The 26842-nt window shown below is 63.1% G+C and carries 20 protein-coding genes; 14 read left to right on the top strand and 6 right to left on the bottom strand.

Translation table 11 applies throughout. The annotated features are described in order from the left end of the window. Positions 1 to 18 precede the first annotated feature (18 nt). Complete coding sequence (locus DMX11_RS14665; RefSeq protein ID WP_110745176.1) at positions 19 to 705, bottom strand: YggS family pyridoxal phosphate-dependent enzyme; 687 nt, start codon at positions 703 to 705, stop codon at positions 19 to 21. 65 nt (positions 706 to 770) lie between these two features. On the opposite strand from DMX11_RS14665, the gene DMX11_RS14660 reads away from it, so the two are divergent. Continuing rightward, positions 771 to 1778, top strand: coding sequence for a type IV pilus twitching motility protein PilT (locus DMX11_RS14660; protein ID WP_110745175.1), 1008 nt, complete (start codon positions 771 to 773; stop codon positions 1776 to 1778). 100 nt (positions 1779 to 1878) lie between these two features. Here the strand turns inward: DMX11_RS14660 and DMX11_RS14655 are convergent, their stop codons facing one another. After that, complete coding sequence (locus DMX11_RS14655) at positions 1879 to 2508, bottom strand: C40 family peptidase (RefSeq protein ID WP_110745174.1); 630 nt, start codon at positions 2506 to 2508, stop codon at positions 1879 to 1881. A 166-nt stretch (positions 2509 to 2674) separates the two neighbouring features. Between DMX11_RS14655 and DMX11_RS14650 the strand changes: the two genes are divergently transcribed. Further along, complete coding sequence (locus DMX11_RS14650; protein WP_110745173.1) at positions 2675 to 3094, top strand: TM2 domain-containing protein; 420 nt, start codon at positions 2675 to 2677, stop codon at positions 3092 to 3094. A gap of 65 nt (positions 3095 to 3159) precedes the next feature. Here DMX11_RS14650 and DMX11_RS14645 read toward each other — a convergent pair whose 3' ends face one another. The 3 genes from DMX11_RS14645 to DMX11_RS14635 all read right to left on the bottom strand — a co-directional run bounded on the left by DMX11_RS14645 (position 3160) and on the right by DMX11_RS14635 (position 8003). Beyond that, positions 3160 to 3858, bottom strand: a complete 699-nt coding sequence (locus DMX11_RS14645) for an SPOR domain-containing protein (protein WP_110745172.1) — start codon at positions 3856 to 3858, stop codon at positions 3160 to 3162. 1 nt (position 3859) lies between these two features. After that, positions 3860 to 5596 carry an arginine--tRNA ligase gene (gene argS, locus DMX11_RS14640; RefSeq protein ID WP_110745171.1) on the bottom strand — a complete coding sequence of 579 codons (1737 nt, stop codon included), beginning with the start codon at positions 5594 to 5596 and terminating at the stop codon, positions 3860 to 3862. Between the two features lie 187 nt (positions 5597 to 5783). Further along, complete coding sequence (locus tag DMX11_RS14635; protein WP_110745170.1) at positions 5784 to 8003, bottom strand: primosomal protein N'; 2220 nt, start codon at positions 8001 to 8003, stop codon at positions 5784 to 5786. A gap of 167 nt (positions 8004 to 8170) precedes the next feature. Between DMX11_RS14635 and rpmE the strand changes: the two genes are divergently transcribed. The 3 genes from rpmE to DMX11_RS14620 all read left to right on the top strand — a co-directional run bounded on the left by rpmE (position 8171) and on the right by DMX11_RS14620 (position 10657). Then, a complete protein-coding gene (rpmE, locus tag DMX11_RS14630) occupies positions 8171 to 8386 on the top strand; it encodes a 50S ribosomal protein L31 (protein ID WP_056794359.1) in 216 nt (71 codons plus the stop codon). Positions 8387 to 8388: 2 nt separating this feature from the next. Next, complete coding sequence (locus tag DMX11_RS14625; RefSeq protein WP_110745169.1) at positions 8389 to 9219, top strand: thermonuclease family protein; 831 nt, start codon at positions 8389 to 8391, stop codon at positions 9217 to 9219. A 169-nt stretch (positions 9220 to 9388) separates the two neighbouring features. Continuing rightward, positions 9389 to 10657, top strand: coding sequence for a malic enzyme-like NAD(P)-binding protein (locus DMX11_RS14620; RefSeq protein ID WP_110745168.1), 1269 nt, complete (start codon positions 9389 to 9391; stop codon positions 10655 to 10657). A 183-nt stretch (positions 10658 to 10840) separates the two neighbouring features. Here DMX11_RS14620 and DMX11_RS14615 read toward each other — a convergent pair whose 3' ends face one another. Next, positions 10841 to 13291, bottom strand: a complete 2451-nt coding sequence (locus DMX11_RS14615) for a penicillin-binding protein 1A (RefSeq protein WP_371921796.1) — start codon at positions 13289 to 13291, stop codon at positions 10841 to 10843. Between the two features lie 180 nt (positions 13292 to 13471). Here DMX11_RS14615 and pilM point away from each other — a divergent pair, with 180 nt between their 5' ends. The 9 genes from pilM to DMX11_RS14570 all read left to right on the top strand — a co-directional run bounded on the left by pilM (position 13472) and on the right by DMX11_RS14570 (position 26777). Next, positions 13472 to 14353, top strand: a complete 882-nt coding sequence (gene pilM, locus DMX11_RS14610; RefSeq protein ID WP_110745166.1) for a type IV pilus biogenesis protein PilM — start codon at positions 13472 to 13474, stop codon at positions 14351 to 14353. Next, the gene (locus DMX11_RS14605; RefSeq protein WP_110745165.1) at positions 14350 to 14886 is read left to right on the top strand and encodes a PilN domain-containing protein; all 537 of its coding nucleotides are present in this window, start codon (positions 14350 to 14352) and stop codon (positions 14884 to 14886) included. The genes pilM and DMX11_RS14605 overlap by 4 nt, the downstream gene beginning before the upstream one ends. An 11-nt stretch (positions 14887 to 14897) precedes the next feature. Next, complete coding sequence (locus tag DMX11_RS14600) at positions 14898 to 15899, top strand: pilus assembly protein PilP (RefSeq protein ID WP_110745164.1); 1002 nt, start codon at positions 14898 to 14900, stop codon at positions 15897 to 15899. Then, positions 15823 to 17085, top strand: a complete 1263-nt coding sequence (locus tag DMX11_RS14595; RefSeq protein WP_110745163.1) for a type IV pilus secretin PilQ — start codon at positions 15823 to 15825, stop codon at positions 17083 to 17085. The genes DMX11_RS14600 and DMX11_RS14595 overlap by 77 nt, the downstream gene beginning before the upstream one ends. Positions 17086 to 17089: 4 nt before the next feature. Continuing rightward, positions 17090 to 17608: a shikimate kinase AroK gene (aroK, locus tag DMX11_RS14590; RefSeq protein WP_003249147.1), complete on the top strand. Its 519-nt coding sequence runs from the start codon at positions 17090 to 17092 to the stop codon at positions 17606 to 17608. A 97-nt stretch (positions 17609 to 17705) separates the two neighbouring features. Further along, positions 17706 to 18803, top strand: coding sequence for a 3-dehydroquinate synthase (gene aroB / locus DMX11_RS14585; protein ID WP_110745162.1), 1098 nt, complete (start codon positions 17706 to 17708; stop codon positions 18801 to 18803). Between the two features lie 15 nt (positions 18804 to 18818). Continuing rightward, positions 18819 to 20432: an AAA family ATPase gene (locus tag DMX11_RS14580; RefSeq protein WP_110745161.1), complete on the top strand. Its 1614-nt coding sequence runs from the start codon at positions 18819 to 18821 to the stop codon at positions 20430 to 20432. 374 nt (positions 20433 to 20806) lie between these two features. Then, complete coding sequence (gene gltB / locus DMX11_RS14575) at positions 20807 to 25252, top strand: glutamate synthase large subunit (RefSeq protein ID WP_110745160.1); 4446 nt, start codon at positions 20807 to 20809, stop codon at positions 25250 to 25252. A gap of 106 nt (positions 25253 to 25358) precedes the next feature. Then, positions 25359 to 26777 carry an FAD-dependent oxidoreductase gene (locus DMX11_RS14570; protein ID WP_003249156.1) on the top strand — a complete coding sequence of 473 codons (1419 nt, stop codon included), beginning with the start codon at positions 25359 to 25361 and terminating at the stop codon, positions 26775 to 26777. The last annotated feature ends 65 nt before the right edge of the window (positions 26778 to 26842 follow it).

Below are 26842 nucleotides of genomic sequence, written 5' to 3'. Positions count from 1 at the left end.
AGTGAGTTAAGCATGCAATCAGTTAGGGCCGTAGTCGCGGGCACCGAACAGGGCGGTACCGATACGTACCCAGGTCGCACCCTGCGCAATCGCCGCTTCGAGGTCGTGGCTCATGCCCATGGACAGGGTATCCAGGCCCAGGTCCAGGCCCTCTTGCAAGGTGCGCAAACTGGCGAAGGCTGCCTGCTGGGCGGCGCGGTCATCTGTGGGTTCGGGAATGGCCATCAAGCCGCGCAGGCGCAGGTTAGGCAGTGCCGCGACAGCCTTGGCCAGGGCTGGCAAGTCGGCGGGAGCACAACCGGATTTGCTGTCCTCGCCACTGACATTCACCTGCAGGCAGATGTTCAGCGGCCCCAGCCCGGCAGGGCGCTGTTCCGACAAGCGTTGGGCGATTTTCAGGCGGTCCACGGAATGTACCCAGTCGAAATGCTCAGCAATGGCTTTGGTCTTGTTCGACTGAATGGGGCCGATGAAGTGCCAGATCAAGGGCAGGTCGCCGAGTTCCTGCTGCTTTGTCAGTGCTTCCTGTAGGTAGTTTTCCCCGAAATCGCGCACGCCAGCCGCGTGGATCTCGCGGATCGCGGCGGCGGGCTTGGTTTTGCTCACGGCCAGCAACTGAACGCTGGCCGGCGCACGCCCGGCTGCCTGGGCAGCACTGGCGATACGGGCAGAAATCGCGGAAAGGTTGTCTGCTAGGGTGGACATGGATGAATGCCGGCGGCTTTAGGGTTTGCGGCATTCTACCTGCTTGACGGCCTTTGGGGAGTCTCATGGAAGTGACCGACCTGTTGGCCCGGGCCATGGAGGCGGGGGCTTCGGACCTGCACCTGGCGGCGGGCCAGATACCGATGCAGCGCGTGGATGGTGAGTTGCAGCGCATGAATTCGCCGCCCGTGGGGGCAGATAACTTGATCGAGGCCATGGCTGACCTGCTCGATGATGAGCGGCGCACGCAGTGGGCACAGGGCGATGAACTGGACATGGCGCTGGAGTTGCCTGTACTCGGGCGCTTTCGCGTCAACCTGTTTCGCCAGTTGAATGGGCCTGCGGCCACCTTCCGCCTGATCCCGGGGCGTATCGCTACGCTGGAGGAGCTTGATCTGGTGGATGTGTTTCAAGCTATTGCGCAGTATCAAAATGGCATGATCCTGGTCGGTGGCCCCACCGGCAGTGGCAAGTCCAGCACGCTGGCGACACTGCTCGACCAGCTCAATCGGGTGCGGGCGCTGCACATCATTACCCTGGAAGACCCTGTCGAAGTTATCCACAGCAGCCAGCGGAGCCTGGTCAATCAGCGTGAGATCGGTCGCCATAGCAGTGGCTTCGCTCAGGGTCTGCGCAGTGCGCTGCGCCAGGATCCGGATGTGATCATGATTGGCGAGTTGCGCGACCTTGAAACCATTCGCCTGGCCTTGCGTGCAGCCGAGACTGGGCACCTGGTGCTGGCGACCGTGCATGCCCGTTCGGCGGCCAGCAGCATCGACCGGCTGGTAGAGGTGTTTGCTGCCGAGGAAAAGGGGTTGGTACGGGCCATGCTGGCCGAGTCGTTGCAGATGGTGGTGGCGCAGGTGCTAGTCAGGCGTGTGGGCGGTGGCCGGGTTGCGGCGCGGGAAGTGCTGGTGGCGACGCCGGCAGTGCGAAACCTGCTCCGGGAGGGGCGGATGGCGCAGTTGTGCTCGGTGATGCAGGCGGGTGCAGCGCAAGGGATGCGGACGATGGAGGGGGCGATGCGGGGGCTGAAGGAGAGCGGACTGATCAGAGGGCATAGTGCCTGTTGAGGCCCCTTCGCGGGCAAGCCCGCTCCCACAGGTACGGCACAGGTTTTAAAGGCTGTGCTGGCGGTGGCAGCGGGCTTGCCTGGGAAAAGGTCTGACCTTTTTAGCGCTTGGCCAGATTCAGCTGTTGCTGCTCTTTCGGCAGCACCCGTTTGGCCACCACGTAGTGCTTCTGCCAGTAAGGCTTGCTCAAGGTATCGATGCTCACGCGCTTGCCACGGCGTGGAGCGTGGATGAAGCGGTCGTTGCCCAGGTAGATGGCTACGTGATTGACCCGGCGGCTCTTGATATTGAAGAAGATCAGGTCACCCGGCTTCAGGTCACCTTTTGCCACCTTCACGCCGTGGCCCTGGGCCATGGCGTTCGAGGTGCGTGGCAGGTCAACGTCGGCAACGTCATTGAATGCGTACTTGACCAGCCCGCTGCAATCGAAGCCTTTTTTCGGGCTGCTGCCACCCCAAACATAGGGAGTGCCAAGCACATTCACCGCACGGCTGAGCACATCGCTGCTCTGCTTGGGCGACATGGCGGCAACCGGCATGCCGCTGCGGCTGCTGGCGGCATTCGCCGGACGAGCGCGCAGCGGGGCGTGCTTGGCCGGTGCGTGTTTCACCGAAGCATTGGTGGTATAGCCGGTGAAACCATTGGGAAGACGTTGCTCACGATTGGTGGCGTGGGCGGCCAGGGGCAATAATAGGCAGAGGGTCAGCCATGTCTTGAATAAAGGCGGCATAGATGAAGCTCTTATGAATAGTTATGTGTTGGGCGCGCAACTTTATAACAGCTTTTTGATCAATCTTTGATCCGTTGGTCGATTGCCTAGCTGCCGTACGTCGGCCTGCGACGAGAAAGTCACATTTTTTTTTAGAAAATTTTCGGATAACCCACGAGGGCTATGAATGAACAGTTATCAACAGGGAACGCCATTCCACGACACGCACAGCAAGACCATCGGTTACCTGCTGTGGATTTTCGGCTTCACCGGGTCGCATCGTTTCTATTACGGCAAGCCGGTAACGGGGACCATCTGGTTCTTCACCTTCGGGCTACTGGGCATCGGTTGGCTGATCGACCTGTTTCTGATCCCGTCCATGGACCGTGAAGCCGACCTGAGGTTCCAGTCGGGGCGCATCGACTACAACATCGCCTGGATACTACTGACCTTCCTAGGGGTTTTTGGTCTGCACCGGCTGTATCAGGGCAAGTGGGTGACCGCGATCATCTACTTCTTTACCGGCGGGCTGTTCCTGGTGGGCGTGCTGTACGACTTCTGGACGCTGAACGGCCAGGTTTCCGAGCGGAACGCAGGGCGGGGTTGAGGCGTTTATGGGGTGCAGGGCAGCGCAAGGCTGCGCCTGCAGATGTTCAGGTTACCCGCGGGCGGTTACTGGCGGGTCTGGCGTTGTTGCAGCAGCAGGTTGCCAAAACCAGCCCCGGCCAGTTGCTTCTGCGCCCCGGTCAGCTGTTCACGGTTACTGAACGGGCCGACGAGCACGCGGTACCAGGTTTCTTCCTTGACCGTGCCCGATTCCACCTTCACCGACTGGCCCAGGAGGATGATCTGTGCGCGTACCTTGTCGGCATCGGCCTGCTTGCGGAACGAACCGGCCTGCAGGAAGTACTGGGTCGTTGCAGCCGGTTTGATGACCGGTGGTGCCGGTGGCGGGGTCTGGCCGAGTAGCGCGGCCTGGGCACGCGCGGTATCGATTTTCGCCGCTTCGGCCGGGGTCACCGGGGTTACCGGCTGGGCCGGTACTGGTGGCGTTTTTTCGGGCACGGCCTCTGGCGGCACGATCACCTCGGACTCCGGCAGCAGGGTGTAGAAGTCGTACTTTGGCTTCACCGGCTGCTGCGGGGTGGCCTGCGCCGGCTTGCCGGCTTCGGCTACTTTCTCCGCCTTCTGCTGCTCGGGCTTGGCGCGCTTGATGTCATCGCCGCCAGGTTCAAGTTTCATCAGGAATACGATGAACGCGCCTACGGTCAGGCCGACCGCCAGCCATACCCAGCCGGGAATCGGCTGCTTGGCCGGCGCCGTCTGGCGGCTGGCGCCGCGTTTTGGGGCAGGTTTTTTCTTGGCAGCCAACTTACATGCGCTCCAGGGTTTCCAGGCCGAGCAGTTCCAGACCTTGTTTGAGGGTGCGGCCGGTCAGTGCTGCCAGGCGCAGGCGGCTCTGCTGCTGCGAAGGGGTTTCGGCAGCCAGGATCGGGCAGTTCTCGTAGAAACTGGAGAACAGGCCGGCCAGGTCGTAGAGGTAGCTGCACAGCACGTGTGGCGTGCCTTTTTCGGCGACGTTGTTAAGGATTTCGCCAAACTGCGCCAGGCGTGCCGCCAGGTCCTGCTCGTGGGCGGCTTGCAGCACGATGTTGCCCTCGACTTCGTCAAAGCCCTTGCCCAACTTGCGGAACACGCCGGCCACACGGGTGTAGGCGTACAGCAGGTAGGGCGCGGTGTTGCCCTCGAAGTTGAGCATCAGTTCGAAGTTGAAGCTGTAGTCGCTGGTGCGGTGCTTGGACAGGTCGGCGTATTTCACCGCACCAATGCCCACCACCTCGCCGATGTGGCGCAGGTCTTCGTCGGCCAGGCTCGGGTTCTTTTCCTTGACCAGCGCGTAGGCGCGCTCCTTGGCTTCGGTCAGCAGGTCGATCAGCTTCACGGTGCCGCCGTCACGGGTCTTGAACGGGCGGCCGTCGGCGCCGTTCATGGTGCCGAAGCCCATGTGTTCCATTTGCATCGGGTGGCCGACGAAGCCTGCGCGGCGGGCCACTTCGAACACCTGGTTGAAGTGCAGGGCCTGGCGCTGGTCGACGAAGTACAAGGCACGGTCAGCCTTGAGCACATTGCTGCGGTAGCGCACGGCAGCCAGGTCGGTGGTGGCATACAGGTAGCCGCCGTCGGCCTTCTGCACGATCACTGGCAGCGGGTCACCGTCGCTGTTCTTGAACTCGTCGAGGAACACGCACTGGGCGCCCTGGTCTTCGACCAGCAGGCCTTTGGCCTTGAGGTCGGCCACCACATTGGCCAAGTCGTCGTTGTAGGCACTTTCGCCCATCACGTCGGCCATGGTCAGCTTGACGTTGAGCAGCTCGTAGGTTTTCTGGCAGTGCGACAGCGAGATGTCCTTGAAGCGTGTCCACAGGGCCAGGCAGTCCGGGTCGCCGGCCTGCAGCTTGACCACCAGGCCGCGGGCGCGGGTGGCGAAATCTTCCGATTCGTCGAAGCGTTTCTTGGCGGCGCGGTAGAAATTCTCCAGGTCCGACAGCTCGTCGCTGGTGATCGGGTTTTCCTGCAGGTAGGCCATCAGCATGCCGAACTGGGTGCCCCAATCGCCGACGTGGTTCTGGCGGACGACGTCGTCGCCAAGGAACTCCAGCACCCGCGCCACGCTGTCACCAATGATGGTCGAGCGCAGGTGGCCGACGTGCATTTCTTTGGCCAGGTTGGGTGCCGACATGTCGATCACCACCTTTTGTGCAGGGCCGGCCTTGCGTGCGCCCAGGTGGGCATCGGCCAGGGCGGCATCCAGGCGGCTAGCCAGGGCGTCGGTGTTCTGGAAGAAGTTGAGGAAGCCTGGACCGGCAATCTCGACCTTGCTGATGTCGGCGCTGGCCGGCAGGGCGTCGATGAGTTTTTCGGCCAGGTCGCGCGGCTTCATGCCGGCCGGCTTGGCCAGCATCATGGCGATGTTGCTGGCGAAGTCGCCGTGGGTCTTGTCCCGGGCGTTTTCCACCTGGATCGCCGGCGACAGCCCATCAGGCAGCACACCGTCGGTGACGAGTTGGGTGAGGGCTTGCTGGATCAGCTGGCGAATGGTGTCTTTCATGGGGATCTCTTTTCGACCGCAAGCGCGGTGGAGCGCTTGGATGCGCAGGTGGAAAAACTGGGCATTATCCGTGGCTGGGAGCGGGTTGCCAACCTTTGGGGCTTGCCAGCCTCAAGAATGCCGGTGCCGCTTTGCGGCCGTTTCGCGACGCGAGGCCGCTCCCACAGGAGGTATTTGCTTCCTGAAATCAATAAAGGTCTACCGGGTCGACATCCAGCGACCAGCGAACCTGACGCCCGCTCGGCAGCTGCTCCAACACTAGCAACCAGGCGCTGATCAGTCGATGCAAAGGCGCTCGGGTATTGGCCTGTATCAACAGTTGCGCGCGGAAGCGACCAGCGCGGCGTTCCATGGGAGCCGGTACCGGGCCAAGAAGTTCGATGCCCGGTAGCCGTTGTTCGGCTACCAAGCGCTCAGCGGCGGCGCAGGCTTCGTCAAGGAAGCCTTCGGCCTGCCCCGGCTTGTGGGCCTCGGCGCGCAGCAGGGCCAGGTGCGAGTACGGCGGCAGCCCCGCGGCGCGGCGTTCGTCCAGGGCTTGCTCGGCGAAGGCGAAGTAGCCCTGCTCGGTCAGCTGAACCAGCAGCGGGTGGTCGGCCAGGTGGGTCTGGATGATGACCTTGCCGGGTTCTTCAGCCCGGCCGGCACGTCCGGCCACCTGCACGATCAGTTGCGCCATCCGCTCGCTGGCGCGGAAGTCGCCGGAAAACAGCCCGCCGTCTGCATCGAGGATGGCCACCAGCGTCACTCTGGGGAAGTGATGGCCCTTGGCGAGCATCTGGGTGCCGACAAGAATGCTCGGCTGGCCCTTCTGGATGGTGCTGAACAGGTTATGCATGGCGTCTTTGCGAGCCGTGCTGTCGCGGTCCACACGCAGGATCGGGTAGTCCGGGAACAGCACTTTCAGGCGTTCTTCGGCGCGCTCGGTGCCGGCACCGACCGGGCGCAGGTCTACGTGGTTGCATTGCGGGCACTGGTGCGGCAAGCGTTCGTCATAGCCGCAGTGGTGGCAGCGCAGCACGCCAGAGCGCTGGTGCACGGTCATGCGCGCATCGCAGCGGGGGCATTCCGACAGCCAGCCGCAATCGTGGCACAGCAAGGTCGGGGCAAAGCCGCGGCGGTTGAGGAATACCAGCACCTGCTGGCCGGCTTCGAGGGTCTGGCGAATCGCTTGCTGCAGCGGGCCGCTGATGCCGCTGTCCAGAGGCAGGCTTTTCACATCCAGGCGCAGCATGCGCGGCGGGCGTGCACCGCCGGCACGCTGGTTCATGCGTAGCAGGCGGTAGCGCCCGGTGAGGGCATTGTGCAGGGTTTCCAGCGACGGCGTGGCCGAGCCGAGCAGGATCGGGATGTTCTCCTGGTGGGCGCGTACCAGCGCCAGGTCGCGGGCGTGGTAGCGCAGGCCCTCCTGCTGTTTATACGAGCCGTCGTGTTCTTCGTCGATGATGATCAGGCCAGGGTTTTTCATTGGCGTGAACAATGCCGAGCGGGTGCCGATGATGATGTCGGCCTCGCCGTCCCGCGCTGCCAGCCAGGCATCCAGGCGTTCGCGGTCGTTCACCGCCGAATGCACCAGGGCAATGCGCGCGTTGAAGCGCTGCTCGAAGCGCGCCAGGGTTTGCGGGCCGAGGTTGATCTCCGGGATCAGCACCAGCGCCTGCTTGCCGGCTTCCAGGGTTTCGCGGATCAGTTGCAGGTAGACCTCGGTCTTGCCGCTGCCTGTGACACCGGCCAGCAGGAACGCACCGAAACCGCCAAAGCCCTCGCGCACGGCGTCGAAGGCATCGCGCTGTTCTTCATTGAGCGGCAGTTCCGGCTGTGCCAGCCAATGTTCATGGCGCAGCGCTGGAAGGTGGCGTCGCACCTCGATCTGCACCAGCTCCTTGGCCAGCAGCAGGTCAAGGCTGTCCTTGTTCAAGTTGAGCTTGGCCAGCAGGCTGTGGGCCACGCCGTGCGGGTGCTGGGCCAGGGTCTTGAGGGCGTCGCGCTGGCGCGGCGCGCGGGCGATGCGCGGGTCGTCCAGGCGGGCATCGGGGGCCATGCGCCAGAAGCGTTCCTGGCGCATTTCGGCGGGTTCGCCCTGGCGCAGCAGCGTCGGCAAGGCCCAGCTCAAGGTGTCACCCAGGCTGTGCTGATAGTACTGCGCGGTCCACAGGCACAGCTTGAACAGCGACGGCGGGATCGGCGACACCGGGTCGAGCAGGGCGCTGGCCGGCTTGAGCTTGTCGGCGGGCACATCGCTTTGTGCGCACACCTCTACCAGCACGCCGATCATTTCGCGACGGCCGAAGGGTACCCGAATGCGCATGCCCGGGGTCAGGGCCTGGCGTGCCATGCTCGCCGGGGCCTGGTAATCGAACAGGCGGCGCAGCGGGGAGGGCAGGGCAAGGCGCAGGATGACGTCGGGCACGCGGAAAGTCTCGGAGGGCGTTACAAGAAGTGGCGAGCCTAGCAGACGACGGTCGGTGCAAGCGACAACTTGCGCTGGCGCTGTGCTCTGGTATTATTCGCCGCCTAATTACGTGCGGTATTCAACAATTGGTGTTGGGTGGCGGCACGCAGCTCGAGGAAGTGACCATGAAAGAAGGTATCCACCCGAACTACGAAGTAGTTGCAGTCACCTGCAGCTGCGGCAACAAGTTCGAAACCCGTTCGACCCTGGGCAACACCCTGTCGATCGACGTTTGCAACCTGTGCCACCCGTTCTACACCGGTAAGCAGAAAGTGCTGGACACCGGTGGTCGCGTACAGAAGTTCGCCGATCGCTTCGGTATGTTCGGTACCAAGAAGTAATCATGCGCATGGCGAATCCTTCGGGCTTCGCATTGCTGCTGAAAAAGGCGCCCCTCGTGGGCGCCTTTTTTGTGGCCGCCGTCTGGCAGTTACCGGCCCTGGCGTTTTGCCCGCTGCCGGACCGGCCGCAGCAGGTCATGGTGAGAAAGGTGGTCGATGGCGACACCTTGCGCCTGGTCGATGGCCGCAGTGTGCGGCTGATCGGGATCAACGCCCCTGAAATCGGCCGAAAGGGGCGCACCAGCGAGCCCTATGCCGAAGCCGCCAAGCGGCGCTTGCAAGCCCTGGTGAAGGGCAGTGACGGGCGCGTCGGGCTTGTGCCAGGGGGCCAGTCCAAAGACAAATACGGCCGTACACTGGCCCATGTATACGGCCCTAATGGCGACAATCTTGAGGCACAACTGCTCAGGGAAGGCTTGGGCTGGCATGTGGCGGTTGCCCCCAATGTGCGCCTCAGTGGCTGCCAGCAGCTTGCCGAGCACGCTGCGCGCCGGGCCGGCGTGGGCCTGTGGCGGCGCTCGCCCGTGGTGCCCGCAAGCGATGTCAGGCAATCGGGGTTTGCGCTTGTGAGTGGCCGTGTCGAAAGCATCGAGCGCAACCGTGGCGGGGTCTGGCTCAACCTGGGCAGCACCATGGTGCTGCAGGTTCCCGCTCGTCTGCGGCGTAACTTCCCTGACCGCTTCTTCGATAATCTCAAGGGACGCCAGGTCGAAGCGCGTGGCTGGGTGCTGGACCGTTCCCGCAGGGGCGTTCTGAAGCCCGGCCAGCGGCGCTGGGTCTTGCCATTGACCGATCCGAGCATGTTGCAGCGCATTTCAGGTCGAAAGATGTAGACATTTCGCTACTGGATTGTACACACTGTGAGGCGTATGCCCCCGTGGGTTTTAGCGTAAAGTCGTAGGCTAAAGGCCTTGACACAAGTGACCGACCAGTCTTGTGACTCCCCGGCTCTTTGCGTATCCTCGGCGGTCCGTCAGAACAGTAAATAGCGGAATGCCCACCATGTCAGACCTGAAAACCGCCGCTCTCGAATATCATGCTCAACCTCGTCCGGGGAAACTGAGCGTCGAACTCTCCAAGCCCACTGCCACTGCCCGTGACCTCGCCCTGGCCTACAGCCCAGGTGTTGCCGAGCCGGTGCGTGAAATTGGCCGTGATCCAGAGCTGGCTTACAAATACACCGGCAAAGGCAACCTGGTTGCGGTGATTTCCGATGGCACTGCCATCCTCGGTCTGGGTGACCTCGGCCCACTGGCTTCCAAGCCGGTCATGGAGGGCAAGGGTGTTCTGTTCAAGCGTTTCGCCGGTATCGACGTGTTCGACATCGAAGTCGAATCGGAAAGCCCGCAAGCGTTCATCGACACCGTTCGCCGCATCTCGATTACCTTCGGTGGCATCAACCTCGAAGATATCAAGGCGCCAGAGTGCTTCGAAATCGAGCGCACCCTGATCGAACAGTGCGACATCCCGGTGTTCCACGATGACCAGCACGGTACCGCCATCGTTACCGCCGCCGGCATGATCAACGCCCTGGAAATCGCCGGCAAGAAGCTGGAAGAAGCCAAGATCGTCTGCCTGGGTGCCGGTGCTGCCGCCATCTCCTGCATGAAGCTGCTGGTGAGCATGGGCGCCAAGGTCGAGAACATCTTCATGATCGACCGTAGCGGTGTGATTCACGCTGGTCGTGACGACCTGAACCAGTACAAGGCGCAGTTCGCTCACGCGACCGACAAGCGCACCCTGGCTGACGCGCTCGATGGCGCCGACGTGTTCGTAGGCCTGTCCGGCCCGAACCTGCTGAGCCCGGAAGGCCTGAAGTCGATGGCTGCCAACCCGATCGTGTTCGCTTGCTCGAACCCGGACCCGGAAATCTCGCCAGAGCTGGCACACGCCACTCGCAGCGACGTGATCATGGCTACCGGCCGTTCCGACTACCCGAACCAGGTCAACAACGTACTGGGCTTCCCGTTCATCTTCCGTGGTGCCCTGGACGTTCGCGCCAAGCGCATCAACGAAGAAATGAAGATCGCTGCCGCCGTCGCCCTGAAAGACCTGGCCAAGCTGCCAGTGCCGAAGGAAGTATGCGACGCCTACGGCGTACAGGCGCTGGAGTTCGGCCGTGAGTACATCATTCCGAAGCCCCTGGACGCACGCCTGATCACCGTCGTTTCCGACGCGGTGGCCAAGGCCGCCATCGAATCCGGCGTTGCTACCCTGCCGTATCCGAAGCACTACCCGCTGACCAGCGTGGATGACGTGTTCAACGGCTGATTAGTCCCGTAGCGACATGAAAAAGCCCCGGCTCGCATGAGCCGGGGCTTTTTGTTGGGGCTTGAGAATGTGTCAGGGCTGCAAGGTGTTCGTCAGGGCACTTGTGGCGCCTATCAGATCGAGCGCCGCCCGCGCGGCCCTCGATTTACGCGCCCACGCAAAACCCGAGTAAGGCGCCCTGCCTTAAAACAGATCCATCGGCGCCGCTTCGTCAGCCGGCAGCGGGCTGCCCGGCGCTGCGCCGTTGCCCAGTTCATCCACCGACGGCGGCGAGTCTTCGGCCTTGAACAGCTCGAAGTAGGCATTCGGTGTACTCGGCGAGGCAGCACGCCCGCTGACCGGGTCTACGCGCAGGCTGAGTATGCCTTCCGGCTCTGCAGGGGTATGCGCCGGCTTGTCCTTCAGCGCCGCGCCCATGAAGCTCATCCAGATCGGCAGCGCCGCGGTACCGCCATACTCGCGGCGGCCGAGGGTTTCCGGCTGGTCGAAACCAACCCACACCGTGGTCACGTAATCGGCGTTGTACCCGGAGAACCAGGCGTCCTTGGATTCGTTGGTGGTACCGGTCTTGCCTGCCAGGTCAGTGCGGCCCAGGGCCAGCGCCCGACGGCCAGTACCACGCTTGATCACATCCTGCAGCATGCTGGTAAGGATGTAGGTGGTGCGCCCGTCGATGATCTGCTCGGCCACAGCCGGCGTCTGCGGCACAGGTGCCACTTGGCCGAATGCCGATGGCGCTTCGCCAGGCATGGCTGCGGTGCTGATCGGCTGTTCAGGTGCAGCCAGGCCGGCCTGGTCCTGGGCGCCTTGCGGGACGCGAGGCGGGTTTGCGGTGAACAGCGTCTCGCCGCTGCGGCTTTCGATCCGGTCGATCAGGTACGGGTTGATCTTGTAGCCACCGTTGGCAAAGGTGCTCCAGCCAGTGGCGATCTCCATCGGCGTCAGGGTGGCGGTGCCCAGGGCCAGCGACAGGTTGCGCGGCAGGTCCTGCTTGTTGAAGCCGAACTTGGCGATGTAGTCGATGGTGCGGTCTACACCCATGGCCTGCAACAGGCGGATCGACACCAGGTTGCGCGACTTGTACAGCGCTTCACGCATGCGGATCGGGCCGAGGAAGGTGTTGGTGTCGTTCTTCGGCCGCCACACTTTGTCTACCGATTCGTCAACGAACACGATCGGCGCGTCGTTGACCAGGCTGGCGGCGGTGTAGCCGCTGTCCAGCGCGGCGCTGTAGATGAATGGCTTGAAGCTCGAGCCTGGCTGGCGCTTGGCCTGCATGGCGCGGTTGTAGTTGCTCTGCTCGAACGAGAAGCCGCCGACCAGGGCGCGAATCGCGCCGTTGTAGGGGTCGAGGGTAACCAGTGCACTCTGCGCGCCGGGCACCTGGCTGAACTTCAGCTTGCCATCCTCAAGGCGCTGCAGGCGCACCAGGTCGCCCACCTGCGCTACGTCAGCTGGCGATTGCGGTGCGCGGCCCATTGAGTTGCTGTTGATGAACGGGCGCGCCCATTTCATGGTGTCCCAGGCAACCTCGGCCTGTTGACCGTCTCGGGTCAGTACCGTCAGGCCGGTTTTTTCCACCTGGGTAACGATGGCTGGCTCCAGGCTGCCAAGGGTGCGCTGCTTGCCCAGTTCCTGCAGCCACGCTGCCTGGGTACGGCCGGGGAAGCGTGCTTCGGGGCCACGGTAGCCGTGGCGTTCGTCGTAATCGGAAAGGCCGTTGAGAATGGCCTTGTTAGCCATTTCCTGCATGTCGCTCGGAACGGTGGTGGTGACGCGGAAGCCTTCGGTGTAGGCATCGCTGCCGTAGCGTCCGACCATCTCCGCGCGAGCCATTTCGGCGATGTATGGCGCATTCACCTCAGGTGTCGGCACGTGGTAGCTGGCGTTGAGCGGCTCGGCCAGGGCAGATTCGTAACTGGCTTGGTCGATCTTGCCCAGCTTGTACATGCGGCCGAGGATCCAGTCGCGGCGCTCTTTGGCACGCACCGGGTTGGCCAGTGGGTTGAAGCGCGACGGTGCCTTGGGCAGGCCGGCAATCATTGCCATCTGCGCCAGGCTCACGTCACGGATCGACTTGCCGTAGTACACCTGTGCCGCTGCGTCGATACCGTAGGCGCGGTTGCCCAGGTAGATCTTGTTCACGTACAGCTCAAGGATTTCGTCCTTGGTCAGCTCACGTTCGATCTGGAGGGCCAGCAGGATTTCGTTGGTCTTGCGCGAGAAGCTGCGCTCGCTGGTGAGGAAGAAGTTCTTCGCCACCTGCATGGTGATGGTGCTGCCGCCGGTCTGGATATGCCCGGTCTTCACCAGCTGGGTGGCGGCGCGCATCAGGCTGCTGGGGTCGACACCGTAGTGGTTGAGGAAATTGTCGTCCTCGGCTGACAGCAGCGCCTGAATGAACTGTGGGGGAATTTCCGCGAAGCGGATCGGGGAGCGGCGCATTTCGCCGAACTCGGCAATCAGCTTGCCATCGCTGCTGTACACCCTGAGAGGGATCTGCAACTGGATGCTTCTGAGCGAATCGACCGAGGGCAGGCTGGGGCTAAGATACAGAAACGCACCGCTCACACCGAGTACGAGCGCGCAGATGACTGCGACGGAAGACCACCAGAAGAACTTCAGCAGACGTATCAAGGCTTTTCGGTGTCCAGGTTGGGAGTGGATTGCACGCAGGTCCAGCGGACCAAAAAACGCTGGGCATTATAAGCATTTTTCGCCTCTCCGGGTTACCGGCCAGGCTGCTCGTCGCCTCGTCGGGCAGTCTCGGCCCAGTGTTGCCGCGGGGTTGCAACAGACAACAAGGAAGCCGCGATGCTTGGACGCTTCGGCAAGGATGCCGGTTCACTGGTGGGAGTGGAAATTGCCCCCGAGGCCATTCGCCTGGTGCAACTGCAACGGCGCAATCGCCATTGGCGGGTGGTGGGTTCGGCGCAAGAACCTTTGCCGGCCCCTGCGGGCGCAAACTGGATCGCAGACCCCGGCGCAGCAGGTGCTGCGCTGCAGCGTGCCTACCGACGGAGCGGTCTCAGGCAGCGGCAGGTGGCCTTGGCACTGCCGGCCTGCCAGGTCATCTGTAAAACCTGCCATTTGCCAACGGCGCACGACGGGGCGCAGCTTGAAGCGCAGCTACTGGCTGACGCCGAGCGGCTTTTTCCGTTTCCGCTGGAGGATCTGGCCCTCGATTACCAGGTCATGGGGGCATCCAGCGTGCAGCCAGGCTGCTCCGAGGTGATGGTCGCTGCCTGTCGACAGAGCGCGCTGGCGTCACTTGAGTCCGTTGTTGAACAGGCAGGCTTGCAGCTTGAAGCCGTCGAGGTCGACAGCATTGCCTTGTGTCGCATGTTGCCACCGGGCGGGCTGGAGGGGGTGGCGCTGCTGCGCATCGAGGCCCGCAGCGTGACCCTTTATGGCTGGCAGCTGGGCAGGGCCTTCCAGCGCCATGAGCTGCAGGCGGATGGTGGGGAGATGGCTGGGCAACTATCAGGGCATTTGCAGGCCCTGTTAGCTAAAGAACGTCTGCCTGCAGAGCTGTGGGTCACAAGCAGCGCGTCGATCGACCCGGTCTGGCTGCAAGACCTCGGCAGCCGGCTGGGCGTGCCGTGTCGAAACTTGCCTGGCCTGGCGGGGCTTGAACACGTCGACGGCTCGATGCTGCTGGCATGCGCCTTGGCTGTCGGGGGGTTGCGCCCATGATGCGGCTCAACCTGCTGCCGTGGCGTGAACGGCAGCGTCAGGCGGCATTGCGGCGCTGGCGCGGCCAGCTGGTTGCTGGCGCATTGTGGGCATTGTGCGCGGTGACGTTGGTGGATCAGCTGGCCCGCCAGCGCGGGCAGCAACAGGCGCTGGCCAATGCCAGGCAGCAGGTAGCCCTCGATTTGCTGGGCGAGCAGTTGCAACCGCTGGCCGATGTGCGTGCACAGCATGACACGCTGCTCGTCCGAGCTGCGGCGCTGGAGGGATTGCGTGCACACCAGGGTGTGCTGGCCGGGGTGTTCGCTGACCTAGAGGGGGCGTTGCCAGAGGGGTTGCAGTTACTGGACCTCAGCCTGGAAAGCGGCCGCTTACAGATGACTGGGCTGGCAGCCTCCGGGGCTGTGGTCGCACAGTTCATGCGTGATTTGAGCCGCTCGAGCGTATTGCTCGACCTGGAGCTCAAACACATGAGAAGCCTGCCGGGCGGCGATGAGTTTCTGCTGATCGCGCGCGTTTCGGCGTTCTGGTCGTGAATAGCGCAGCATTGCTTGCCTGGCTGAGTGTGGCTGAGCGCTCCGCTCGCTTTCGGCGGCTGGCGCCAGTGTTGCTGGCTGTTGGGCTATTCAGTGTGGGCTGCGCGTTACGCTTGCCGGCGCTTTTGCAGCAACAAGCGCAGGAGGATGTCAGGCGTGCGGAACTGAATCAGCTGCAGGCGAGCGGCGCATCGCAGTTGGCCGAGCTGCAGCGACTGCAGGCGGCTGTGGCGGTTGCCGAGCAGCGGTTACAGGCAGCGCGCTGGCAGCTGGCTGCGGGGGAGAGCATGAGCGACCTGCTTGAGCGCCTGACGGTTTCGGGGCATGCGCATGGCCTGCATGTCGAGCGCCTCGACGTCCAGGAAGGTGAGCTACAAACCGGTTTCCACAGGGTACCGCTCGAGCTGCAGGTGGTTGGGCATTACCCGGCCTTGCGGCTGTGGCTGGACGAATGGTTGGGCCAGGCGCGGGTGCTACGTAGCGGCGACATGCGCCTGACAGCGGCTGATCGCGAGGCTGGGCTTTTGCGCCTGCAATTGCGGCTCGATGCCTATCACTCGCCTGGGCCCCTGTCAGCGCCAGCAATGCTCGCCCACGTGCCGGCACGGGCGGCCATGGCAGCGCCCTCAGTAGATCCGTTCGCCCCCGCTACCACGCGATCGTCTGGCTCCGGCCTGGTGGGTGTGCCGTTGGCGCAGTTGCGAATGGTTGGCAGCCTGGCACGGGGAGCCTTCCATGAAGCGTTGCTGATGGGCGCTGGCAAGCTCTATCGCGTGCGCCCCGGTGACCGCTTAGGGCGCGATCAGGGTGTGGTGAGGCACATCGACCCACAACAGGTCGAAGTGCGTGAACGGTTGTTCATGGCGGGAGAGTGGTACGAACGCGCGGCGTTCATCACCCTCGCCGGGCGCTTGGGCAAGGAGGCCCCGGACAAGCATGAAGAAGTGGATGAAATACCTGCCGGCAGCCCTGCTGTGGATACCGTTGGCGTCGGCGACTCCCCACCAGGGTGAACCCCTTTCGCTGAACTTCCAGGATGTTGAGGTGCGCGCTGTGTTGCAGGTACTGGCGGATTACGCCGGCATCAATCTGGTTGCCAGCGACGCGGTGCAAGGTAATGTCACCTTGCGTTTGCAGGATGTGCCGTGGGAGCAGGCCCTTGATCTGGTGTTGCGCAGCAAGGGCCTGGCCCGGCGCCAGGAGGGCAACGTGCTGCTGGTGGCGCCGGCAGCTGATTTTGCCGCGCAGTCAGCCGACAGCCGTGTGGAACAAGCATTGGAAGCACACCTGCAGCCTTTGCATCGACAGCTGTTGCCCATTCACCACGCCAAGGCGGCCGAGCTGGTAGAGCTGCTGCTGGCGAGCCTGGCGGGCGACGGCATGCACACGGGTAGCCTGAGCGCCGATGAGCGTACCAATACCCTGGTGGCGCACCTGCCAGCTGACCGTCTTGCCGAGCTGCGGCAGCTGGTGGTGCAGCTGGACGTCCCAGTCCGCCAGGTGGCGATCGAGGCGCGTATCGTCGAGGCCAATGTCGATTACGAGAAAAGCCTGGGGGTGCGCTGGGGTGGGCCGCTCTACGGTGACAGGTTGCGCCCCGGCAAAGAGCTGTTCGTCGACCTCGGGGTGGAGCGTGCCGCCAGCAGTGTCGGGCTTGGGCTGCTGCGTGGAGACGTGTTGCTTGACCTGGAACTCAGCGCCATGGAAAAGAGCGGCAATGGCGAGATCATTTCGCAGCCCAAGGTGGTCACGGCCGACAAGGAGACCGCGCGGATCCTCAAGGGTACCGAGGTGCCGTACCAGGAAACCAGCCAGAGTGGCGCCACCTCGGTGTCTTTTCGCGAGGCCTCGCTGTCGCTGGAGGTGACCCCGCAGATTACCCCGGACAATAAGGTGATCATGACGGTGAGGGTGACCAAGGACGAGCCGGATTACGTCAATGCCTTGAACAACGTGCCGCCGATCCGCAAGAACGAGGTAAATGCCAAGGTTCGTGTGGCAGACGGTGAAACGATCGTGATCGGTGGCGTCTACTCGACTGCGCAAAACAATGTGGTCGACAAGGTGCCATTTTTGGGCGATCTGCCGTATGTTGGGCGGCTGTTTCGACGCGATGCATTACAAGAGAAAAAATCCGAGCTGCTGGTCTTCCTGACTCCGCGTATCATGAGTGACCAGGCGATTGCTGTGAGTCGTTGATTCTGTGCGAAATTTGATACTTGTGGGACCCATGGGCGCTGGTAAAAGCACCATTGGACGCCTATTGGCCAAAGAGCTGCGCCTGCTGTTCAAGGATTCCGACAAGGAAATCGAACTGCGATGCGGCGCCAACATCCCGTGGATTTTCGACAAGGAAGGCGAGCCGGGTTTCCGTGATCGCGAGCAGGCGATGATCGCTGAGCTGTGCGCCCTCGACGGCGTGGTCCTGGCGACGGGCGGCGGTGCAGTCATGCGTGAAGCCAACCGCCAGGCGCTGCACCAGGGTGGCCGGGTCATCTACTTGCATGCTTCGGTAGAGCAGCAGGTTGGCCGCACCGCGCGCGACCGCAACCGGCCGTTGCTGCGCACCGCCAATCCCGAGGCCACCTTGCGGACCTTGCTGGAAACCCGCGACCCGCTCTACCGGGAGATCGCCGACGTGGTGGTAGAAACCGACGAGCGGCCACCACGCATGGTGGTGATCGATATTCTCGAGCGCTTGCAGCAGTTGCCGCCCCGTTAACCCGGGACTATCCTCGGCGACCAGCGCCGAGTCGAGGCTCTACGTTATCGCGCAGGTTGCCCGAACGGCGCCGCGCCCAAGCACATTGTGGGGATACATGCAGACACTGAAGGTCGACCTGGGCGAGCGTAGCTACCCGATATACATTGGCGAAGGCCTGCTGGATCAGGCCGAACTGCTGGCGCCGCACATTGCCGGGCGGCAGGTTGCCATTGTTTCCAACGAGACCGTCGCGCCCCTGTATCTCGAACGCCTGACCAAGACCCTGGGTGCCTACGCGGTGCTGCCGGTGGTGTTGCCCGATGGCGAAGCCTACAAGAACTGGGAAACCCTGCAGCTGATCTTCGACGGCCTGCTGACGGCGCGGCATGACCGCCGTACCACGGTAGTCGCCTTGGGTGGCGGCGTGATCGGTGACATGGCTGGCTTCGCCGCCGCCTGCTACCAGCGCGGCGTCGACTTTATCCAGGTACCGACCACCCTGTTGTCCCAGGTCGACTCCTCGGTCGGTGGCAAGACCGGCATCAATCACCCGCTCGGCAAGAATATGGTCGGCGCCTTCTACCAGCCCAACGCGGTGCTGATCGACACCACCAGTCTGCAGACCCTGCCCGCGCGCGAGCTGTCGGCAGGCCTGGCCGAAGTGATCAAGTACGGCCTGATCTGCGACAAGCCGTTCCTCGCTTGGCTTGAAGATAATATGCAGGCCCTGCGCGCCCTCGATTCGGCGGCCCTGACCGAGGCCATCCGCCGCTCCTGTGCAGCCAAGGCCGCAGTGGTGGGTGCTGATGAGCGCGAGTCTGGTGTGCGGGCCACGCTGAACCTGGGGCATACCTTCGGGCATGCCATCGAGACCCACATGGGGTATGGCGTGTGGTTGCACGGCGAAGCCGTGGCCGCGGGCACGGTGATGGCACTGGAGATGTCCATGCGCCTTGGCTGGATCGACCAGGCCGAGCGCGATCGCGGTATCCGCCTGTTGCAGGATGCAGGTTTGCCGGTGGTGCCACCACAGGAAATGACCCCGGCGCATTTCATGGAGCACATGGCGGTCGACAAGAAGGTGCTCGACGGTCGTCTGCGTCTGGTGCTGCTGCGCCAGATGGGCGAGGCCGTTGTGACCGACGACTATCCGAAAGAGATTCTACAGGCCACGCTGTCGGCGGATTACCGCGCGATCGTGGCCCAGCTTTGAGGTTGTGACAGCGCAATGACCAGTTTGCATGCCGATGAGGCCTTTCTCGACCATTACCAGTTGAGCCACGATCCGTTCGCGCCCCGCGTGCCCGGCTTCAAGTTTTTCCCGGCCCAGCGCAAGCCCGTGCTTGGCCAGCTGCACCATCTGGCACGTTACAGCCAGCTGATGCTGGTGGTCAGCGGCCCGTTGGGCAGTGGCAAGTCGCTGCTGCGCCAGGCCCTGGTGGCCAGCACCAACAAGCAAGCTGTAAAGAGTGTGGTGGTGTCTGCCCGCAGTGCCAGCGATGCCTCGGCCATGCTGGCCCAGGTTGCTCAGGAGCTGGATGTGGACCAGCCTGAGGTGCAGGCGATCCTGTCCAAGGTGGTGCAGCTGGCGCTGACCGGTCAGGAAGTGTATTTGCTGGTGGACGATGCGGAACAACTCGACGAGTCGGCACTCCAAGCGTTGCTGGAATTGGCGGCGGGGGTACCGGAAGGGCGCCCGCACGTGTTCCTGTTCGGTGAACCATCGCTGATTGCCGGGCTGGACGAGCTCAATGTCGAGGAAGAGCGCTTCCACATCATCGAGCTTGCCCCCTACAGTGAAGAGGAGACCCGCGAGTACCTGGAGCAGCGCCTGGAAGGGGCTGGCCGGGGCATCGAGGTGTTCAGCCGTGAACAGATCGTCGATATCCATGAAAACTCCGACGGCTGGCCTGGCAACATCAACCAGGTTGCCCGTGACACTTTGATCGAAGCCATGATCGCCAGCCGCTCGACGGTCAAGCGACCAACCATGGGGTTCAAGATGCCTAAAAAACATGTGCTCGCGCTGTCCGCTGTGGTCGTGGTCGCCGTTGCGGCCGCGGTGTTGATGCCCAAGAAAGGCGAGAAAGCCCCTGCCGATGCGCCGGCCGCCCAGGCCCAGTTGCCGCTGGGCGACGGCAAGCAGGGCGCCAACATCGAGTTCTCTGGCTCGTCCCAGCCGATGCCGTTGCCCCTGGTTGGCCAGTCGCAGCCGGTAATGCGCGAGCCGCTGGCCCAGGCAGCAAGCATGGGCGAAGGTGAAGAAGGCAGCCCGGCCGGTGAAACCGACCTGCAGCCTGGCAACCCGCCACCCACCGTGACAACCATCGCGCCACCGCAAGGCGTGCCGGCTGGCCCTGCACCTGCACCGGCCCAGCCAGTCGCGAGTGCGCCGGCACAGCCGGTGCAGCCGGTTGCGCCAGCGTCGAAGCCTGTTGCAACCCAGCCTGCCAAGCCGGTTGCACCGGCCAAGCCTGCACCCGCGCCCACTCAGGTCGCGGTGGCCAAGCCGGCCGCCAAGCCTGCTGAAAAACCAGCCGCCGCTGGGGGTGCCAATGGTGGCTGGTACGCCGGCCAAAAACCGGGCAATTATGTGGTGCAAATCCTCGGTACAAGCTCCGAGGCTTCGGCCCAGGCCTACGTGAAGGCCCAGGGTGGCGACTATCGCTACTTCAAGAAAAACCTGCAGGGCAAGCCACTGTACGTAGTGACTTACGGCAGCTTCGCCAACCGTGATGCAGCGGTTGCGGCAATCAAGAACTTGCCAGCGAAGGTCCAGGCTGGTAAACCTTGGCCACGTACCGTCGCCAGCGTCCAACAAGAGCTGGCCTCGGCCCGCTGATACCTGCCGGGCGGCACCACCCCGCCGCCCAGTTGCTGAGCGACTACTGAATTTCGACTAGCCTGCTGCGCCTGAGCGCGGCAGGCTTTTCTGTCCCAGGCTGCCGGCCACAAGCCCCGAGTTGCAGTCATGGCTGAAACGCTTCAGACTCAAGCCAAGCCGCTATCACGGCGCATGGCGTAAAAACATTCAAAATTGCGACATAAATTTTCAATGGTGAGACATGAAAATTTGTGGGCATCGCTGTCGCTGTGCAACAATGGTTTTCCATGGCCACCGCAAAAAAGCTGGCATTTGATCGGCGTGGATGGTAAGTGGTTGTTAAAAAAGAGATTTACCTCCGGTAGAGAGGTGAACCTGGTGAGAATGTGTCTATGAAAACAGGTCTGTACCATCCCGAAGAATTCAAGGACAACTGTGGTTTTGGCCTGATCGCCCATATGACGGGCGAGCCCAGCCACCACCTTCTGCAAACCGCCATGCAGGCGCTGACTTGCATGACCCACCGCGGTGGTATCAACGCCGACGGCAAGACCGGTGACGGTTGCGGTCTGCTCATGCAGAAGCCCGATCAATTCCTGCGTGCCGTGGCTCAGGAGCACTTCGCCGTTGAGCTGCCCAAGCAGTACGCCGTCGGCATGGTGTTCTTCAACCAAGACCCGGTCAAAGCCGAAGCTGCCCGCGCCAATATGGACCGCGAAATCCTGGCTGCCGGCCTGAAGCTGGTCGGCTGGCGCAAGGTCCCGATCGACACCAGCGTGCTTGGCCGCCTGGCCTTGGAGCGCCTGCCGCAGATCGAGCAGGTGTTCATCGGCGGTGAAGGCCTGAGCGACCAGGAATTCGCCATCAAGCTGTTCAGTGCCCGTCGCCGTTCGTCGGTAGCCAACGCCCACGACGCCGACCACTATATCTGCAGCTTCTCGCACAAGACCATCATCTACAAAGGCCTGATGATGCCGCGCGATCTCGCGGCGTTTTACCCAGACCTGGGCGACGAGCGCCTGCAAACCGCGATCTGCGTGTTCCACCAGCGCTTCTCCACCAACACCCTGCCGAAATGGCCGCTGGCGCAGCCGTTCCGCTTCCTCGCCCACAACGGCGAGATCAACACCATCACCGGCAACCGCAACTGGGCCATGGCCCGTCGCACCAAGTTCGCCAACGACCTGATCCCGGATCTGGAAGAGCTCGGCCCGCTGGTCAACCGCGTCGGCTCCGACTCGTCGAGCATGGACAACATGCTGGAGCTGATGGTCACGGGTGGTATCGACCTGTTCCGCGGCGTGCGCATGCTGGTCCCGCCAGCCTGGCAGAACGTCGAGACCATGGACGCCGACCTGCGTGCCTTCTACGAATACAACTCCATGCACATGGAGCCGTGGGATGGCCCGGCCGGTATCGTCATGACCGAAGGCCGCCACGCGGTGTGCCTGCTCGACCGCAACGGCCTGCGCCCGGCGCGTTGGGTGACCACCACCAATGGCTACATCACCATCGCCTCGGAAATCGGTGTATGGGGTTACCAGCCTGAGGAAGTATTGGCCAAGGGCCGTGTCGGCCCGGGTCAGATCCTTGCTGTGGACACCGAAACCGGCCAGATTCTCGACACCGATGCCATCGACAACCGTCTGAAGTCGCGCCACCCGTACAAGCGCTGGCTGCGTCAGCACGCCACCCGCATCCAGGCGACGCTGACCGATGACCAAGGCGTGGCCAGCTATGACGCTGACCAGCTCAAGCAATACATGAAGATGTTCCAGGTCACCTTCGAAGAGCGTGACCAGGTGCTGCGCCCGCTGGGTGAGCAGGGCCAGGAAGCCGTTGGTTCGATGGGTGACGACACGCCGATGGCCGTGCTGTCGCAGCGCGTGCGTTCGCCGTACGACTTCTTCCGCCAGCAGTTCGCCCAGGTTACCAACCCGCCAATCGACCCGTTGCGCGAAGCGATCGTGATGTCGCTGGAAATCTGCCTGGGTGCCGAGCGCAACATCTTCCAGGAGTCCCCGGAGCACGCTTCGCGGGTCATCCTCAGCTCGCCGGTCATCTCGCCCGCCAAATGGCGTTCGCTGATGAACCTGGAGCGTGAAGGCTTCGACCGCCAGCTGATCGACCTCAACTATGAGCAGGGTGTCGGCCTGGAAGCGGCCATCCGCAACATCGCCGACCAGGCTGAAGAGGCCGTCCGCGCGGGCAAAACCCAGCTGGTGCTGAGCGACCGTTACATCGCTCCGGGCAAGCTGCCGGTGCACGCTTCGCTGGCCGTTGGTGCAGTGCACCACCGCCTGACCGAGCAGGGCCTGCGTTGCGACAGCAACATCCTGGTGGAAACCGCCACTGCCCGTGACCCGCACCACTTCGCCGTGCTGCTGGGCTTCGGTGCGTCGGCCGTCTATCCGTACCTGGCGTATGAAGTCCTGGCTGACCTGATCCGTACCGGCGAAGTGCTGGGCGATCTGGACGAGGTCTTCAAGTATTACCGCAAAGGCATTTCCAAGGGCCTGCTGAAGATCCTGTCGAAGATGGGTATCTCCACCATCACTTCGTATCGGGGTGCCCAGCTGTTCGAAGCCATCGGCCTGTCCGAAGAAGTGGTCGGCCTGAGCTTCAAAGGCGTGTCCAGCCGCATCAAGGGTGCACGCTTCGAAGACTTGGAAAGCGACCAGAAGCTGCTGGCAGCCGAAGCCTGGAGCGCGCGCAAGCCGATCCAGCAAGGTGGCCTGCTGAAGTTCGTCCACGGTGGCGAATACCACGCCTACAACCCGGATGTGGTCAACACCCTGCAGGCTGCAGTGCAGCAGGGCGACTACGCCAAGTTCAAGGAATACACCACGCTGGTCGACCAGCGCCCGGTGTCGATGATCCGCGACCTGCTGAAGGTGAAAGTGGCCGAACAGCCGCTGGCGCTGGAGCAGATCGAGCCGCTGGAGGCCATCCTCAAGCGCTTCGACTCTGCCGGTATCTCGCTGGGCGCACTGTCGCCGGAAGCCCATGAAGCGCTGGCCGAGGCCATGAACCGCCTGGGCGCGCGTTCCAACTCCGGTGAGGGCGGGGAAGACCCGTCGCGCTACGGCACCATCCGCAGCTCGAAAATCAAGCAGGTGGCCACTGGCCGCTTTGGCGTGACGCCGGAATACCTGGTCAACGCCGAAGTGCTGCAGATCAAGGTTGCCCAGGGCGCCAAGCCGGGAGAGGGCGGCCAGCTGCCAGGTGGCAAGGTCAACGGCCTGATCGCCAAGCTGCGCTATGCGGTACCGGGTGTGACTCTGATCTCGCCGCCGCCGCACCACGATATCTATTCGATCGAAGACCTGGCCCAGCTGATCTACGATCTCAAACAGGTCAACCCGCAAGCGCTGGTATCGGTCAAGCTGGTGGCAGAGGCCGGCGTCGGCACCATTGCTGCTGGCGTGGCCAAAGCCTATGCCGACCTGATCACCATCTCCGGCTACGACGGTGGCACCGGCGCATCGCCGCTGACCTCGATCAAGTATGCCGGCGCCCCGTGGGAGCTGGGTCTTGCCGAAACCCACCAGACCCTGCGCGGCAATGACCTGCGCGGCAAGGTCCGGGTACAAACCGACGGTGGCCTGAAAACCGGCCTGGACGTGATCAAGGCAGCCATTCTCGGCGCCGAAAGCTTCGGCTTCGGCACCGCACCCATGATTGCCCTGGGCTGCAAGTACCTGCGCATCTGCCACCTGAACAACTGCGCCACTGGCGTGGCCACTCAGAACGACAAGCTGCGCAAGGACCACTACATCGGCACCGTCGACATGGTGATCAACTTCTTCACCTTCGTCGCCGAAGAAACCCGTGAGTGGCTGGCCAAACTGGGCGTACGCAGCCTCGGCGAGCTGATTGGTCGTACCGACCTGCTCGACGTGCTGCCAGGCGACACCGAGCGCCAGCAGTACCTGGACCTGTCGCCGCTGCTGGGCAGCTCGCACATTCCGGCGGACAAGCCGCAGTTCTGCGAAGTCGACAAGAACCCGCCGTTCGACGAAGGCCATCTGGCCGAGAAGATGGTGGACATGGCCCTGCCGGCCATTCGCGACCAGGCCGGTGGCGAGTTCAGCCTGGACATCTGCAACTGCGACCGTTCCATCGGTGCGCGTGTGTCAGGCGAAATCGCCCGCCTGCACGGCAACCAGGGCATGGCCGCGGCGCCGATCACCTTCCGCTTCAAGGGCACTGCGGGCCAGAGCTTCGGCGTGTGGAACGCTGGTGGCCTGAACCTGCACCTGGAAGGCGACGCCAATGACTACGTCGGCAAGGGCATGACTGGTGGCAAGGTCACCATCGTGCCGCCTGCCGGCAGCCCGTTCGCAACCCAGAACAGCGCCATCGTCGGCAACACCTGCCTGTACGGTGCCACTGGCGGCAAGCTGTTTGCCGCGGGTACTGCGGGCGAGCGCTTCGCTGTGCGTAACTCCGGCGCCCACGCTGTTGTCGAGGGCACTGGCGATCACTGCTGTGAATACATGACCGGCGGCTTTGTCTGCGTTCTGGGCAAGACCGGTTACAACTTCGGTTCTGGCATGACTGGCGGCTTCGCCTACGTGCTCGACATGGACAACAGCTTCGTCGACAAGCTGAACCACGAGCTGGTGGAAATCCAGCGTATCAGTGGTGAAGCGATGGAAGCCTACCGTAGCCACCTGGCGCGGGTCCTGGGCGAGTACGTGGAAGAGACCGGCAGCGAGTGGGGGCGTGAGCTCTCGGAGAACCTGGACGACTACGTGCGGCGCTTCTGGCTGGTCAAGCCAAAGGCGGCCAACCTGAAGCAACTGCTGTCCAGCACACGTGCCAACCCGCAGTAACAACAGCTGCAAGTGACGGCCCCGTGCGCGGGGCCTGTCGTGCTCAAGTGATCGTCTTGCAGCTTGCAGCCTGAGGCTGGCAACTGCGGTAAAGAGGTTTTGAAAAATGGCTGAACGTCTGAACAACGACTTCCAGTTCATCGAAGTGGGTCGCAAGGACCCGAAGAAAAAGCTGCTGCGCCAGCGCAAGAAGGAGTTCGTGGAAATCTACGAACCGTTCAAGCCGCAGCAGTCCGTGGAGCAGGCGCACCGCTGCCTGGGCTGCGGTAACCCGTATTGCGAGTGGAAGTGCCCGGTGCACAACTTCATCCCCAACTGGTTGAAGCTGGTTTCCGAAGGCAACATCCTGGCGGCGGCGGAGCTGTCGCACCAGACCAACACCCTGCCGGAAGTGTGCGGCCGCGTATGCCCACAGGACCGCCTGTGCGAGGGCGCCTGCACCCTGAACGACGGCTTCGGTGCGGTGACCATCGGCTCGGTGGAGAAGTACATCACCGATACCGCCTTCGCCATGGGCTGGCGCCCGGACATGTCCAAGGTCAAGCCCACCGGCAAGCGCGTCGCCATCATCGGCGCCGGCCCGGCTGGCCTGGGGTGCGCCGACGTGCTGGTGCGCGCCGGGGTAACCCCGGTGGTGTTCGATAAAAACCCTGAGATCGGTGGCCTGCTGACCTTCGGTATCCCCGAGTTCAAGCTGGAAAAGACCGTCCTCAGCAACCGCCGTGAAGTGTTCACCGGTATGGGTATCGAGTTCCGCCTGAACACCGAGGTGGGCAAGGACGTGACCATGGAACAGCTGCTCGCCGAGTACGACGCGGTGTTCATGGGCATGGGTACCTACACCTACATGAAGGGTGGCTTCCCGGGCGAAGACCTGCCGGGCGTGCATGACGCACTGGACTTCCTGATCGCCAACGTCAACCGCAACCTGGGCTTCGAGAAGTCGCCGGAAGACTTCGTCGACATGCAGGGCAAGAAGGTGGTGGTACTGGGCGGTGGTGACACCGCGATGGACTGCAACCGCACCTCGATCCGCCAGGGCGCCAAGGCAGTGACCTGTGCCTATCGCCGTGACGAAGCCAACATGCCGGGTTCGCGCAAAGAGGTGAAGAACGCCAAGGAAGAAGGCGTGAAGTTCCTTTACAACCGCCAGCCCATCGCTATTGTCGGCGAGGACAAGGTCGAAGGGGTGAAGGTGGTCGAGACCCGTCTGGGTGAGCCGGACGCCCGTGGCCGCCGCAGCCCTGAGCCGATTCCAGGCTCCGAAGAGATCCTGCCGGCCGATGCCGTGGTCATCGCCTTTGGCTTCCGCCCAAGCCCGGCACCATGGTTCGAGCAGCATGGCATCCAGCTGGACAGCCAGGGCCGCGTGGTAGCGCCGGAGAAGGGCAAGTTCAAGCACCAGACCAGCAACCCGAAAGTGTTTGCCGGTGGCGACATGGTGCGTGGTTCGGACCTGGTGGTGACGGCGATCTTCGAAGGGCGTACGGCTGCCGAAGGTATCCTGGACTACCTCGAAGTCTGATCTTCGACCTGCTCGCGGGCGTGCCCGCTTCCACAGGGTTCAACGCAGAACCTGTGGGGGCAGGC

The sequence above is a fragment of the Pseudomonas sp. LB-090624 genome (assembly GCF_003205205.1).
In the GTDB taxonomy this organism is placed as follows: Bacteria; Pseudomonadota; Gammaproteobacteria; order Pseudomonadales; family Pseudomonadaceae; genus Aquipseudomonas.
The sequence above is the reverse complement of the archived record's forward strand: the minus strand, read 5'-3'. Positions and strand labels throughout refer to the sequence as shown.